Below are 13,416 nucleotides of genomic sequence, written 5' to 3' on the forward strand. Positions count from 1 at the left end.
GAGGATTATGGAAAAACGATTTCAATTACAATTTAAAAATCAAATCCCAGGTCAGTTGTTGCGTGAAGCAATCGGCAACTGGGGAATTTCAAAACGTGCGCTAACCGCAATAAAATTTGACGGTGGCGCACTTTATGTCAATGGTGAGGAACAAAATGTGCGACACCCACTTGCAGTTGATGATGAAGTAACGATTATTTTCCCGCTTGAACAAGTGAGTGATGGCTTAGTCCCACAACAGGGTGAGCTTGATATTATTTATGAAGATGATGCGCTGCTAGTTATCAATAAACCTGCTTTTATGAGTTCGATACCTTCACGAGAGCATCCAGACGGTAGCGTAGCCAATATTGTCTGTGGTTATTTTCAACAACAACAGCTGGCTTCAACAGTGCATATTGTAACGCGCTTAGATCGTGATACATCTGGCCTCATGGTAATCGCCAAGCATCGCCATATTCACCATTTAATGAGTGAACAGCAAAAGAAAGGCCTTGTGCATCGCGAATACGAGGCAGTTGTAGAAGGTATAGTAGCTGAAGATAAACAATCAATCATTGCACCAATTGGTCGTAAAGATACGAGCATTATTGAGCGCGAAGTACGTGAAGACGGACAATATGCGCATACAGATGTGATGGTACTAGAGCGAAAGGCGAAAACTACGCATATTCGCTTAAAACTCCATACAGGACGCACGCATCAAATCCGAGTTCATATGAGTTCAATCGGACACCCCTTAGTAGGAGACGAACTATACGGGGGGAGCCACACACAATTGAACCGCCAAGCACTTCATTGTTGCTACGTCTCATTTATGCACCCTTTATCGAAACAGTTCATACAATATAACTGTGAACTACCAAAAGATTTTATCGAGATATTAAACTAGAAGATGCCAAAGTGAAAGTGGCATCTTTTTTTATAGGACAAAATGAATGGATTTAACTATTTAGCGATAGAATTTGCATAATTCTATTTAATTGCTAAAAAAATTTACAACCAAAGCAAGCAAACTTCATAGGAATCCATTAAAATGAAATTAAAGTACGTAAGTGCTTGACTATACTTTAATTTTTGTACTAAAATAGTGCGTCATTAGTAAATGGAAGGAGGGGACAAGCATGATAGAGGAAAAAGATAATGAGGTTCATTACGATGAATCATTTTTGCGAATGCTACTGGAAGAAGAAAAAATAGAAGCATTCCGTGAGCATTTTTTAGAGTTACACCCATATGATCAGGCACAGTTTTATGAAGAGGTGGGCCCTGACATACGACAGGTGATCTATCGATTCTTGTCTCCTAAAGAAATGGCGATGATTTTCCAATCCATTGAACTCGATGATGATGAATATGAAAATTATTTAAATGAAATGGATACATCGTATGGTGCGGCTATGCTTAGTTTTATGTATGCCGATGATGCAGTAGACATTTTAAATGAGTTAGATACGGAACAACGTGAAAATTATTTAGAAATGATGGACGACGAAACTGTCGAAGAAATTAATGAGCTTCTAGCGTATGAAGAATATACTGCCGGGGCCATTATGACGAAGGAATACGTATCGGTGCTAGAACGTGCAACCGTACGTGAAGCGATGCGCGTATTGCGGCAAGAAGCGCAAACAGCCGAAACGATTTACTATATTTTCGTTGTCAATGATGAACATCAGTTGCTTGGAGTGTTATCACTTCGTGAACTGATTGTTGCTGAAGGTGATCTGCTTATTCATGATATTATGAGTGATCGCATCGTTTCAGTAAAAGTAACGGATGATCAAGAAAATGTTGCAAATTTAATGAAAGATTACGACTTTTTAGCGATTCCGGTTATTAATGATGAACGTGAATTACTAGGGATTATTACAGTTGATGATATTATTGACGTTATTGATGAAGAAGCGGAAGATGACTACTCAAAATTAGCCGGGATTTCTGATATGGACGACAATGACGCAGGGCCGTTTAAAGCGGCAAGAAAACGTCTTCCATGGCTTATTATTCTATTATTTTTAGGGATGATTACATCTGGGTTGATGGGGATTTTTGAGGCGACATTAGATAAAGTAGCCCTACTTGCGACGTTTATTCCACTGATTTCAGGGACATCAGGAAACAGTGGGACACAGGCGCTCGCCGTAGCGATTCGTGGTATTGCGACAGGCGATATTGGTGGGAAAGACAAATTCAGACTTGTACTGCGTGAATTGAGTACGGGTTTAATTATGGGACTTGTCAGCGGTGCTCTTGTTGTAGGAATTATTTTTGTTTGGAAAGGGACATTTATGATTGGGCTTTTAGTAGGAGCGGCGATTTGTTGTTCGATTATAGTGGCAACATTAGCGGGTTCGTTTATTCCAATTTTAATGCACAAGCTAGGCGTCGATCCGGCTGTTGCATCGGGACCATTTATTACAACATTAAATGACGTAACGAGTATTGTTATTTACTTAGGTTTAGCGTCGACATTTATCAGCCAAATTATGTAGCATCTCTTCAAATGTATGCATATTGTATGAAAAAGGATGTGTAACGTGGAAGGGCAACCGCTACTATATATTACGAGTCCGAGCTTTATAGTAAATATAGAAACTACTATAGAAACTATACAGCAAGAGGAAAGTACATCGATTTTTGTGCCAACTCAGGTCTTAGAAACAAAAAATGCTTTACTAGAAAAACAATTAAATTTTTTCTCTAAACCAATGAGGGAACCACGCATGTTACTATTTATAATGAATGACGGCGAGCGTATTTATGCATCGATTCAAAAGTTACAAGGAGAAGAAGTACTACTTAATTGTTTAAATAAAGAGCGCTGGATCAATGCGAATAATATCGCCACGATACAGCACACAGTGTAAGGGGAGCCAGCTAGCATGGCTCCTTTTTTTAGATGATAAAATATAATTTTCTTATAGAGATCTACTTAAGTAAAGACATCACTTTACATTATATTGCGTTTTTCTTATGTATCCCATGCTAATAAGCAATAGCATGGGTTCGGCAGTTTTAATTACAAATTCCAAGGTCTACATCATCAATACATTGCACCGCACAGAAGCAATCAAGGTCAACCGTTACACAGCTGTCTGATGCCTCAAATTGAGTTACGCTACATACTTCGCGGAACGATATAGCTGTACCCTCATTATTCAATAAATCTACTGTACAATCATTGTCATTTTTAGGAATTAATACACGTAATGTAGCGCAGCACCCATCAAAAATGTCTTCAACACGGAAATAAATTGATACACATGCTGAGTCATCGTGTGAAGAGCTAAATGTCGCAAAGAATGGTGAACCATCCTTGTTAAGTAGTGTGAAGACACGTGTATCAACAGAATTTCTTGATGGACTAACGATGCCTCCAAGTGGCTCTAGGAAACAGTTTGTCGTACATGATGAACATTCGTCTTGCACAGCCGCATTTTGGATTTCTAAAATTGCACGTACAACTTCACAAACACAGCCTTTTGATGATGCTATTGGTCGGCTTGAAGAATGGCTTTCTTGTCTACCACATCCCATAAATTCACCTCCTCTGAAATCTAAGCTAATACTACAATATGAATACCTAGATTGATGAGTCGGGCGAATGTAACACATAAATAAAGTTCCTAAACTAACTGAATAAAATCCAATTGAAATGGCTAGAATTGGAGCAACTTTTGATGCAAGGTGGGCTGTTATGAAAAAAACTTGGCTAAGTGCGCTCTTACTACTGCTTTTAGCAGGCTGCAATGAGCGTGATCAAGTAGAAACGTATACAAATACAAATGATACGCAGCTACAAAATGAGGTCGCGCAACTGTTCAAGCAAGAGGATAACATTGAGCGAGTCAATATTTTATTGGTTGAAAATGAACTATTTGTTGCAATGCAGTTAAAGCCATTTAGTAAATGGAATAAGCAAAAAATTGAAAAGAAGTGGCAGCAAAAAATTGAGCAGCAATTTGAACAACAAACAGTGCTTGTATCAACAGATTTCAAATTGTACTGGGAAACATCGAAATTATTAGAGGAAAAAAGTCAGCAAAAGGTTCAGCAAAAGCTGCAACATTTGAAAAAGCTATCTAAGGAGGAAACGTAACGTGAATGAGCAACAATACAATACACTCAAAGAGCAGCTAACGCCACAAACTCCTCTTTTTGTTAATGTCTTAAAGGCATTTGGCGTTGGTGGGATTATTTGTTCAATAGGACAGGCCATATCATATTTTTATATGATTTTTTTTGACTTCACAGAAAAAACAGTAGGAAATCCAACTGTTGCGACAATGATTTTTATAGCTATGCTCTTAACCGGTTTTGGTTACTACCGAAAACTTGGGCAATTTGCTGGGGCGGGGAGTGCAGTGCCGGTAACAGGCTTTGGAAATGCTGTTATTTCAGCGGCGATTGAATATAGATCCGAAGGGTTTGTACTTGGTGTTGGTGGCAATATGTTTAAGTTGGCGGGTGCGGTTATTTTATTTGGAGTCGTTTCAGCATTTTTTGTTGGGCTGATTAAACTGATTCTTGTATCGGTAGGTGTTGCTTCATGGTAATTGTTTTTCAATCTAAGCCAGCCTTACTTGCCTCAGCCGCTGTTGTTGGTCCGTTAGAAAAGCGAAGTGTATTTAATACTTATTTTGATAAGGTGTTAACTGATGAACGTGTCGATAAAAAAACGAATGAAAAAGGTGGCGCGAGGCTAATATCAGAGGCTTGTCAGCTCATTTTAAAAAAATCGAACTTAAATAATTTAGATATCGATTATTTATTAGGGGGCGATTTAATAAATCAAATGACGCCGACCAATTTTGCTGCGCGTGAATTGGCCATCTCGTTTATCGGAATGTTTTCAGCTTGTGCTACGTCCGTTTCCTCTATTATCATTGCGGGATTATTAACTGAACTTGGTGCAAGTGACTTTGCGATTGCAGGGGCATCCAGTCAGCATAACTCAGTTGAACGGCAGTTTCGTTACCCGGTTGATTATGGGGGGCAGAAGCCTGCAACAGCACAGTGGACCGTGACGGCAGCAGGTTTTGTATTAGTAGGGAAGCACCAAAAAAAAATGCCCGTTCTTGAAGCAGCAACAGTTGGAAAAGTGATTGATTATGGAGCAACTGACCCATTTCATATGGGGGGAGCAATGGCCCCTGCAGCGTTTGATACCATTCAAGCGCATTTGCAAAAGCGAGGGCAAACGATTCAAGACTATGATGTCATAATGACGGGCGATTTAGGGAAAATCGGCTTAAAAATATTAATAGCCATGTTTGCCCAAAGTGGAGTGAAAAAAGAAGATTTAGCAAGATTTCGTGATGCAGGTGCAGAATTTTATGGAGAAGATTCTGCATTTTTGGCAGGGGCTAGTGGTGCTGGCTGTTCAGCTGCTGTATATAGCAGCTATATGATAGAACAGTTTAAAACAGGGCGCTATCAAAAAGTATTGCTTGTTGCGACAGGTGCACTACTTTCTCCATTATCGTTTCAGCAAGGTGAAACGATTCCGTGTATAGCTCATGCAATTGAAGTCGGGATGGGGTGAATGGTATGGGCTTTTCATTTTTAATGGCATTTGTTGTAGGAGGGCTCATTTGTGTTATTGGGCAATTATTAATCGATATTGGAAAATTAACACCTGGTCATACTTTATCAATACTAGTTGTTTTGGGTGCTGTTTTAGACGGGTTTGGTCTGTATGAAGCGCTCATTGATTTTGCTGGTGCTGGTGCCACGATTCCGATCACATCTTTTGGTAACTCGCTGACTCATGGTGCGATGGCGGAAGCTGAAAAGCATGGTTGGATCGGTGTGTTGACTGGGATGTTTGAAGTGACGAGTTCTGGTATTAGTGCTGCAATATTATTTGGTTTTATCGCGGCGGTAATTTTTAAGTCAAAAGGCAAAGTCGACTAGACGTTTTACCCTCTTTCTTTTCGTAGTGTGCATACACTAAGAATTAGAAAGGGGGTATTTTGAATGTCTGGATATGGCGGCTGGCAACAAGGCTGTAATTACGAGTCTCCTGCATATGATAAATGTAACAATAGCGGAACATTCGTATTAATTGTTGTGCTCTTTATATTGTTAATTATTGTAGGAAGTGTATTTTATTAAAGGAGGCAAGAAATGATGGAACGCTTTTCAAAACAGGTGGAGCGTAAAACCGGCGTAAATTTTGATGAAATAATGGCGCTGGCTAATGCGTTGTCACATGCGAATTTTTCAGATGAAAAGCAAGTGCGTAAAATTGTTAAAAAAGTAAGTCGCCTTGCGAATAAGCCAATTACCCAAGAGCTAGAGGACAAAATCGTAAAATCCATCTTACAAGAAGGTAAATCATTAGACTTTACAAAAATTGAGAAAATGATGAAGTAATTTATATGCATACTAAAACCCCCGTCAAGTACATGTTTGGCGGGGGTTTCTTGTAGGTTACATTTCTTTTTCCATTGCGCGATGTGGAATGTCAGCGTCCATGAATTCTGGCGATGTAACAACATAGCCTAGCTTTTCATAAAATGGCACGGCATAGCTCTGCGCATTAAGTTTTAGTTTTTGAAATTCAATGCTCGAAGCATATTGCTCTACTGTTTCCATAATTAAAATGCCAAGACGCTTACCGCGGTAAGAGCTTAGTACACAAACACGTTCTACTTTGCCGATTTTTGGTTCGATTTCACGTAAACGTGCCGTCGCAATAGTATCATTACCATCATTAACGATGAAATGAATAGCTGTCGAGTCGTGTTCATCCAGTTCTAATGTAATTGGTACGCCTTGTTCTTTTACAAATACCTCTTTACGTAACGTAAAGGCACGTTCGCGGTCTTCGTCAGTTGTTACTAATTTTACATCAAACACGTGTTATTCAGCTCCAGTCAATTTGTATGTTTCGTAGGTTGTCCAAGAGCCATCTTCAAGTTGGTACAGTAAATGAATGCGGTCGATTACGTCTGTTTCATCTACGCCAACCATACGCAATTGACCGAAAATGTCATCGTGCTCTGAAGCATTCAATTTTTGAGCAATTGTAATATGTGGTACAAATACATGCTTAGGTGCACCTAGGTTAATATTTTCTTTTAATGACGTATGCACGCTTTCTAATTGTGGTGTAGGATCTACGCGGAAAAAAATCGCATTCGTCGTAGGATAAAAAGAGCTAATTCGGGAAGCATGAATTTGTAATGGTGCAAATCGGGCTGAAATTTCTTCTAAGCTTTTGGAAATTTCACCAATTTGAGATTCATCTGCATCGAATGCATCCTTTAATGTAATATGTGGCGTAATTAATGCGTAGTGTGGGTCATAGCGTTTTCGATAAGTGTTTGCTAAATCTTGTATTTTTTTTGATGGAAAAGCAACAATACCGTATTTCAAATTCATTACCCCCTAAAAATTTATCAGACTTTATCTGATTATAACAGAAAATTATGTTAATAAACATTTCCTACTCTGCTATTATCCGAAAATTTGGGTTAGTGCACGTTTTAAATCGGGCTTCCAATATGTCCAAGTATGGTTACCGTCGAATTCTTCGTAAAACGTATCAACACCAAGCGTTAAAAACAATTGGTGTAGCTCTCGATTTGGTGTTAAAAAGTCTTTAACCGACTTGTCCTTAAAAATAACCTCTTTTTCAAGTAGGCCAATAATATGGTAAACCGAAAGAATGTCTAAGTTTTTTGCATTTCGAACGGCATTAAGGACATGTTCGTCTACAAAAGGTGATTGTAAAATTGCTTTTCCGAAAATATTAGGGTAATGAATCGCCGTCATAAGTGAAATAGTTGCTGCCATAGAGTCACCAATAAGTGCGCGGCTACCGCCCATATGAGATGTAGAAAACTCTGCATCTAAATAAGGGACTAATTCATGAGCTAAAAAGCGCATATACGCTTCGAATTGATCACCAGTTGGGATGTACTTACGTTTACGGTCTTGATAGTCTTTGTAAGGTACACCAACGATGATCATATTTTCGACAATAAAGTCGTCAATCAATTGATCGGCAAGGCGCGGGATTCCACCTAGCTGGAAGTAATCTTTACCATCCGATGCGATTAAAATGTTATATTCATATAGTGGAGAATAGTTGGCTGGAATATAGATTAATAATTCTAATTCCTCATTTAATGCATTACTAAAAAAAGCAATATTTTCTACCGTGCCCTTATCCAAAGCAGTCACTCCTGTCTTACGTTTGTCTTCAAAATTGTATCATAAAGAAAAATAAAGTTGTAATATAGAGAGAGTTAGGTAAGAGTACGCTAAAATTATTTTGAAGTGAGGAAGTATTTATGCATAATAAAAGAGTACGTGTTCATTCGGATGAAGTGACAAAAGCAACACATGATGCATTATTACGCCGTCATGTGTCAATTGAAGATATTGCAGATATCGTTTATACAATGCAATCGCCTTATAATGAAGGACTAACAATCGAGCACTGTGTTCAATCTGTTGAGCGTGTATTAAATAAGCGCGAAGTTCAGCATGCTGTTTTAGTCGGAATTGAATTAGATGAGTTAGCTGAGAAAAAGTTATTATCCCCAACATTACAAAAAATTATTGAGTCTGATGAAGGCTTATTTGGGGTAGATGAAACGTTAGCGTTAGGTTCGGTATTTACTTACGGAAGTATTGCGGTAACAACATTTGGTCATTTAGATAAACAAAAAATCGGCATTATTGAAAAGCTTGATACAAAAGCGGGCGAATCCGTTAATACGTTCTTAGATGACTTAGTAGGTAGTATTGCAGCATGTGCGGCTTCACGATTAGCGCACCGTATGCGTGATTTAGAGGAAGAGGGCGAAACATTTGCAGCAATTCCTCCACAAGAGCTAGGACCGAAGCCAAAATCGAACAAAGAGATTTAACTTAATTCATCCCCTACTTCTATAAGTGGGGGATGAATAGGGGAACTCAGGCTAAGAACGCCGCATCGTGTGACAACGGCTGACTGACCCACGTCCTGTGGCCCAGAACTTGAAAAAAATCTGGACACAATTACGCTGAGGCGTAATTGATCTTAAATTTTAAAATCATTAAGATCTTCGGTTCTAGCAACTGAAGATTTTTTTGAGTGTGATTTAGCGAATAAATCAAATTCATTGTGCTATTTAGCATATTTATTGATAATAGAAATTAAGCAATGAAGAAGTTAGAAAAGAGGTACTAACATTGAGTGACAAAGATATTAAAACACTAATTACGAGCGGAACAATTATTTTAGCATTTGTGTTGTATTTAATATTTAAATAAGCCTAAAAATCTTCAGTTGATAAAAGAACTGGGGATTTTTACGTTTTCGAAAAAAACATGTAAAAAGGTAGGATATACGTTTGAAAAAGTTTTATTTTGCATTAATATTTTTGACATTGTTATTAACTGCATGCACAGAAGAAACTGGCACAGATAATATTGAAACACAAGATATCCAAGGAATTGTAACATCAACAATCGAAACAGCGGACAAGTATGATGTAAGTGAATTTGAGGAATTCGAATTACAAGAGGTAATTGATGGCGACACGATTCGAATTAAATATAATGGTAGTTCTGAAAAGGTTCGTTTTTTACTTGTAGATACCCCGGAAACTAATCATGAGACACTAGGAGAACAACCTTATGGGCCAGAAGCTAAAGAATTTGCAAAGCAGCTACTAGCTGGTCATGATACGGTTTATTTAGAATTTGACGTTTCATATCGTGATAAATATAAAAGGTTACTAGCATATGTTTATACTAAAGATGGTATTAGTGTTCAAGAGCAACTATTGAAAAATGGATTAGCTCGCGTGGCATATATTTATAATCCAAATACGAAGCATGTAGATTGGTTTAAATCTATTCAAAAAACTGCTCAGAAATCTGCTATTGGTATTTGGTCAGTTGAAGATTATGTAACAAATCGTGGATACGATAAAGATATATACTATGCTGCAATAAAAGAAGTAAATCAGTCTAACATAGATGAGGATAAATCGAATACCAATAACAACAAGGGCAGTTGCGAAATCAAAGGAAATATTAACTCCAAAGGCAACAAAATATATCATATGCAGGGGCAACGTGACTATGAGAATACAGTAGCAGAGGAGATGTTCTGTACTAAAGAAGAAGCAGAAGCTGCTGGGTTTATTCCAGCTAAGCGATAAATAAAAAGACATCATACCTTTTTTATAAAGTAAGGGTAAGCTTAGGAAGGGGTATTGATCCAAGAAGGATTGATGCCCATTTTGTTTAACTAATTCAACTAAAGGTGCAGGATAGTTGAACAATTAAAAGGGTTGTTTTTTTATCAATGTGTATTATAATGGTTAAGATTATTAATTGAGAAAGGAGGCAAAAAGTGATGGAAACTGTTTTTATGAACATGGAAAAAGAAGTAAAGTCGTATAGATTGTTAGGGGATTTGCTTACAACGGGATTAGTCTGCCCTTTTTTAAGCAAACTTCATATAGAAAACAGCTACCGGAAGCTTTTTGCATTCTTATTTTAGGATTTTTAAAAATTTCTTTAAATGACTGACTCTTTGAGTTTTGATTAAATAAATGCATTTATTAGGCGCCGGTTCCGGCGTCTTTTTGTGTTTTTAAGCAAAATTTGTAGGATATTTATAATCAATTTTGTACTTGTTAAAGGTTTACGCAATTCTTAGGCGCCGGTTTATTCGGCGCCTTTTTTTGCGTTCAAAAGGAGAAAAATTGAAATGAATATGTTTTTGTGGCTTCCTGTTTGATGAAATGCATAAAACAGGCTGCTCAATATTTATAAAGAAAGAGTGAAAAAAATGTTACTTCAATTAAACAATATTAGTAAAAGTTATTTAGGTGATCCAATACTTTCAGATATATCAATGAAAATTGAGGCAGGCGACCGGATTGGTCTTATAGGAGTGAATGGCGCTGGAAAATCAACCTTATTACAGATTATTGCTGGGGATATCCCTTACGATAATGGGGAAATTTATACTGCAAAAGAAACAAAGATTGGCTATTTCCGCCAAAATAGTGGACTAGAAATGGAGAATACGATTTGGAATGAAATGTTGAATGTCTTCTCTACTCTTCTTGAGGTTGAAAAAGAACTTCGCGAGTTAGAAAGAACAATGGGTGAACCTGCATTAATAGCTAATCCCATAAAATATGAAAAATTGATGAATCGTTATGCAGCAAAATCAGAATGGTTTATGGAGCACGGTGGTTATGAAATAGAAGCAAAAATTCGTGGTGTTCTGCATGGAATGGGCTTTGGAGAGTTTCCTAAAGATACACTCATTCATACGTTAAGTGGAGGTCAGAAAACGAGACTTGCTTTAGCTAAAGTACTATTGGAACAGCCAGAATTGCTTATCCTTGATGAGCCAACAAATCATTTGGATCTCACTACTTTAGCTTGGTTAGAAGGTTATTTACGCTCATATCCTGGTACTATCCTTGTTGTTTCACATGATCGTTACTTTTTGGATTCGCTAGTAACCATTATTTATGAAATTGAGCGAACAGAAGCACGACGATATGTAGGTAACTATTCGAAATATGTTGAGAACAAAGAGAAAAACCGTGAAATTCTAGCTAAGAAATATTCAAGGCAGCAAGAACAAATTGCGAAGATGGAAGATTACATTCAACGGAACATCACCATGGCAACGTCGTCTAAAAGTGCAAAAAACAAACGAAAGCAGCTTGAGAGAATTGAACGTATAGATACACCTCTCAAAGACTTAAAAAGTGCACAGATGTCGTTTTCAATAGAAAAAACGTCTCATAAAGAGGTGTTACAAGTTCGAGATATTGATATCTGTGTCGGAGTAGGTACTGAACAAAAACCTCTATTAAAGAATATTAGTTTCCAGCTACGACGAGGTGAAAGAGTAGCATTAATTGGTCCAAATGGTGTTGGAAAGTCAACATTACTTAAGACGTTACTCGATGATTATAAACCAAAAAGTGGCGTAATAACTTGGGGAAATGGAGTTACTATTGCTTATTACGATCAAGAGCAATCAACTTTACATCCCAATAATACGATATTGGATGAGGTGTGGAATACATTTCCTCATTTCAAAGAGGCTAGAATTCGTACTGTACTTGGGAATTTCTTGTTTTCCGGTGAAGATGTATTTAAGAAAATATCTACTCTTAGTGGTGGTGAAAAAGCACGTGTTGCGTTAACCAAGCTTATGTTACAAAACGCTAATGTTCTTATTATAGACGAGCCGACAAATCATTTAGATTTATTTAGTAAAGGTGTGTTGGAATCTGCACTTATGAATTATGAGGGTACATTGTTCTTTATTTCTCATGACCGTTATTTTTTGAATAAGCTAGCTGATAAAATTTTGGAACTATCTCCAACAGGAGCCATTGTATATAACGGCAACTATGATGACTATGTTGAAGCTAAATCGCAAAAAGAGAAAGAATAGGTATAAAACAATGATGAAGACGCAAGGCCTAGGTAGGGGGCCACCAACTACTTAAAAATCAAATTATAATAAATCAGGCTCACAATGAAAAATAACATGGAAAAGAGGAAATAAATATGTCTAATGAAAATCAAGTTGCTGTCGTAACAGGAGCAGGTAGTGGGATTGGTAGAGCTACAAGTATAAAATTCGCTGAAAACGGGTATAAAGTGGTTCTAGTTGATTTCAATGAAGTTACAGGTCAAGAAACTCTTAGACTTGTTCAAAATAAAGGTGGAGAAGGTATTTTTATAAAAGCAGATGTCTCGAAAGAGGAAGATGTTCAAAACTATATAAACCAATCTATTGATTATTATGATCGTATTGATGTCTTTTTTAATAATGCGGGTATTATTCAAAAGTTTGCACCATTTACGACTGTGGAAACAAAAGAATACGAACGAATTATGGACATAAATGTAAAGGGTATTTTCCTTGGAATGAAATACGTAATCCAAGTGATGGAGAAGCAAGGTAAAGGATCTATTATCAATACGGCTTCATCAGCAGGCATTCGTCCAGAGCATAGCATTGCTGTTTATTCTGCAAGTAAACATGCCGTAATAGGTATGACTAAAGGGGCTGCCATTGAATACGCTAATAAAGGTATTCGAATCAATGCCGTTTGTCCAGGAGGGATCGTTACACCACTATTTAAAAGTGTCGGGGAAACCATGGAAGAAACAGGATACGTACCAGAAGAAATGTCGCGTGTTAGAATGGGGCGTCATGGTGAACCTGAAGAGGTTGCAGAAGCAGTATTGTTCTTAGCTTCTGATAAATCAAGTTTCATGGCCGGTTCGGTTGTAACGGTTGATGGTAGCTTAACAGTATAAAGAGAATATCTTTTAAGCAATGAAGAAATAAGAGGTTGTCTCGTTTAGACCAGAGACAACCTCTTAATGAAATGTAATCCTTGTTACTTTATTATATAA

Annotated in this window: 17 protein-coding genes; 13 read left to right on the forward strand and 4 right to left on the reverse strand. The window is 37.4% G+C overall.

The window, feature by feature from the left end; genetic code table 11:
* Positions 1 to 7 precede the first annotated feature (7 nt).
* From O7776_RS03480 to O7776_RS03490, 3 genes are all read left to right on the forward strand, one after another.
* Positions 8 to 892, forward strand: coding sequence for an RluA family pseudouridine synthase (locus tag O7776_RS03480; protein ID WP_337999462.1), 885 nt, complete (start codon positions 8 to 10; stop codon positions 890 to 892).
* 232 nt (positions 893 to 1,124) lie between these two features.
* Positions 1,125 to 2,495, forward strand: a complete 1,371-nt coding sequence (gene mgtE, locus O7776_RS03485) for a magnesium transporter (RefSeq protein ID WP_274309263.1) — start codon at positions 1,125 to 1,127, stop codon at positions 2,493 to 2,495.
* Between the two features lie 45 nt (positions 2,496 to 2,540).
* A complete protein-coding gene (locus O7776_RS03490; protein ID WP_420802146.1) occupies positions 2,541 to 2,870 on the forward strand; it encodes a 4-diphosphocytidyl-2C-methyl-D-erythritol kinase in 330 nt (109 codons plus the stop codon).
* Positions 2,871 to 3,018: 148 nt separating this feature from the next.
* Here O7776_RS03490 and O7776_RS03495 read toward each other — a convergent pair whose 3' ends face one another.
* A complete protein-coding gene (locus O7776_RS03495) occupies positions 3,019 to 3,540 on the reverse strand; it encodes a CotY/CotZ family spore coat protein (protein ID WP_274309265.1) in 522 nt (173 codons plus the stop codon).
* 160 nt (positions 3,541 to 3,700) lie between these two features.
* Here O7776_RS03495 and O7776_RS03500 point away from each other — a divergent pair, with 160 nt between their 5' ends.
* The 6 genes from O7776_RS03500 to O7776_RS03525 all read left to right on the forward strand — a co-directional run bounded on the left by O7776_RS03500 (position 3,701) and on the right by O7776_RS03525 (position 6,381).
* A complete protein-coding gene (locus O7776_RS03500) occupies positions 3,701 to 4,102 on the forward strand; it encodes a YhcN/YlaJ family sporulation lipoprotein (RefSeq protein WP_274309266.1) in 402 nt (133 codons plus the stop codon).
* A gap of 1 nt (position 4,103) precedes the next feature.
* Complete coding sequence (gene spoVAC / locus O7776_RS03505) at positions 4,104 to 4,559, forward strand: stage V sporulation protein AC (RefSeq protein ID WP_274309267.1); 456 nt, start codon at positions 4,104 to 4,106, stop codon at positions 4,557 to 4,559.
* The gene (locus tag O7776_RS03510) at positions 4,553 to 5,548 is read left to right on the forward strand and encodes a stage V sporulation protein AD (protein ID WP_274309268.1); all 996 of its coding nucleotides are present in this window, start codon (positions 4,553 to 4,555) and stop codon (positions 5,546 to 5,548) included. The genes spoVAC and O7776_RS03510 overlap by 7 nt, the downstream gene beginning before the upstream one ends.
* Positions 5,549 to 5,553: 5 nt before the next feature.
* Positions 5,554 to 5,919: a stage V sporulation protein AE gene (gene spoVAE / locus O7776_RS03515; protein ID WP_241367740.1), complete on the forward strand. Its 366-nt coding sequence runs from the start codon at positions 5,554 to 5,556 to the stop codon at positions 5,917 to 5,919.
* 63 nt (positions 5,920 to 5,982) lie between these two features.
* Complete coding sequence (locus tag O7776_RS03520) at positions 5,983 to 6,120, forward strand: YjcZ family sporulation protein (RefSeq protein WP_274309269.1); 138 nt, start codon at positions 5,983 to 5,985, stop codon at positions 6,118 to 6,120.
* A gap of 12 nt (positions 6,121 to 6,132) precedes the next feature.
* Positions 6,133 to 6,381 carry a stage VI sporulation protein F gene (locus tag O7776_RS03525; RefSeq protein WP_274309270.1) on the forward strand — a complete coding sequence of 83 codons (249 nt, stop codon included), beginning with the start codon at positions 6,133 to 6,135 and terminating at the stop codon, positions 6,379 to 6,381.
* 57 nt (positions 6,382 to 6,438) lie between these two features.
* Here O7776_RS03525 and O7776_RS03530 read toward each other — a convergent pair whose 3' ends face one another.
* From O7776_RS03530 to O7776_RS03540, 3 genes are all read right to left on the reverse strand, one after another.
* Complete coding sequence (locus O7776_RS03530; RefSeq protein ID WP_274309271.1) at positions 6,439 to 6,867, reverse strand: GNAT family N-acetyltransferase; 429 nt, start codon at positions 6,865 to 6,867, stop codon at positions 6,439 to 6,441.
* A 3-nt stretch (positions 6,868 to 6,870) separates the two neighbouring features.
* Positions 6,871 to 7,386, reverse strand: coding sequence for a YjcG family protein (locus O7776_RS03535; protein WP_274309272.1), 516 nt, complete (start codon positions 7,384 to 7,386; stop codon positions 6,871 to 6,873).
* A gap of 81 nt (positions 7,387 to 7,467) precedes the next feature.
* Positions 7,468 to 8,187: an alpha/beta hydrolase gene (locus tag O7776_RS03540; RefSeq protein WP_274309273.1), complete on the reverse strand. Its 720-nt coding sequence runs from the start codon at positions 8,185 to 8,187 to the stop codon at positions 7,468 to 7,470.
* Between the two features lie 119 nt (positions 8,188 to 8,306).
* Here O7776_RS03540 and O7776_RS03545 point away from each other — a divergent pair, with 119 nt between their 5' ends.
* From O7776_RS03545 to O7776_RS03560, 4 genes are all read left to right on the forward strand, one after another.
* The gene (locus tag O7776_RS03545) at positions 8,307 to 8,888 is read left to right on the forward strand and encodes a phosphatidylglycerophosphatase A family protein (protein WP_274309274.1); all 582 of its coding nucleotides are present in this window, start codon (positions 8,307 to 8,309) and stop codon (positions 8,886 to 8,888) included.
* Positions 8,889 to 9,353: 465 nt separating this feature from the next.
* Positions 9,354 to 10,169 (forward strand): thermonuclease family protein, encoded by an 816-nt coding sequence (locus O7776_RS03550; RefSeq protein WP_274309275.1) that lies wholly within the window; start codon positions 9,354 to 9,356, stop codon positions 10,167 to 10,169.
* A 635-nt stretch (positions 10,170 to 10,804) separates the two neighbouring features.
* Complete coding sequence (locus tag O7776_RS03555) at positions 10,805 to 12,442, forward strand: ABC-F family ATP-binding cassette domain-containing protein (protein WP_337999455.1); 1,638 nt, start codon at positions 10,805 to 10,807, stop codon at positions 12,440 to 12,442.
* A 116-nt stretch (positions 12,443 to 12,558) separates the two neighbouring features.
* Positions 12,559 to 13,317: an SDR family NAD(P)-dependent oxidoreductase gene (locus O7776_RS03560; protein ID WP_274309276.1), complete on the forward strand. Its 759-nt coding sequence runs from the start codon at positions 12,559 to 12,561 to the stop codon at positions 13,315 to 13,317.
* Positions 13,318 to 13,416: the final 99 nt, after the last annotated feature.

The sequence above is a fragment of the Solibacillus daqui genome (genome assembly GCF_028747805.1).
GTDB classification, from domain to species: Bacteria; Bacillota; Bacilli; order Bacillales_A; family Planococcaceae; genus Solibacillus; species Solibacillus daqui.

Coding starts and splice junctions, on each gene's coding strand:
- spoVAE (WP_241367740.1), top strand. CDS start 5,554: ATGGGCTTTTCATTTTTAATGGCATTTGTTGTAGGAGGGCTCATTTGT.
- O7776_RS03510 (WP_274309268.1), top strand. CDS start 4,553: ATGGTAATTGTTTTTCAATCTAAGCCAGCCTTACTTGCCTCAGCCGCT.
- O7776_RS03500 (WP_274309266.1), top strand. CDS start 3,701: ATGAAAAAAACTTGGCTAAGTGCGCTCTTACTACTGCTTTTAGCAGGC.
- O7776_RS03545 (WP_274309274.1), top strand. CDS start 8,307: ATGCATAATAAAAGAGTACGTGTTCATTCGGATGAAGTGACAAAAGCA.
- O7776_RS03555 (WP_337999455.1), top strand. CDS start 10,805: ATGTTACTTCAATTAAACAATATTAGTAAAAGTTATTTAGGTGATCCA.
- O7776_RS03525 (WP_274309270.1), top strand. CDS start 6,133: ATGATGGAACGCTTTTCAAAACAGGTGGAGCGTAAAACCGGCGTAAAT.
- O7776_RS03560 (WP_274309276.1), top strand. CDS start 12,559: ATGTCTAATGAAAATCAAGTTGCTGTCGTAACAGGAGCAGGTAGTGGG.
- O7776_RS03495 (WP_274309265.1), bottom strand. CDS start 3,540: ATGGGATGTGGTAGACAAGAAAGCCATTCTTCAAGCCGACCAATAGCA.
- O7776_RS03480 (WP_337999462.1), top strand. CDS start 8: ATGGAAAAACGATTTCAATTACAATTTAAAAATCAAATCCCAGGTCAG.
- O7776_RS03520 (WP_274309269.1), top strand. CDS start 5,983: ATGTCTGGATATGGCGGCTGGCAACAAGGCTGTAATTACGAGTCTCCT.
- mgtE (WP_274309263.1), top strand. CDS start 1,125: ATGATAGAGGAAAAAGATAATGAGGTTCATTACGATGAATCATTTTTG.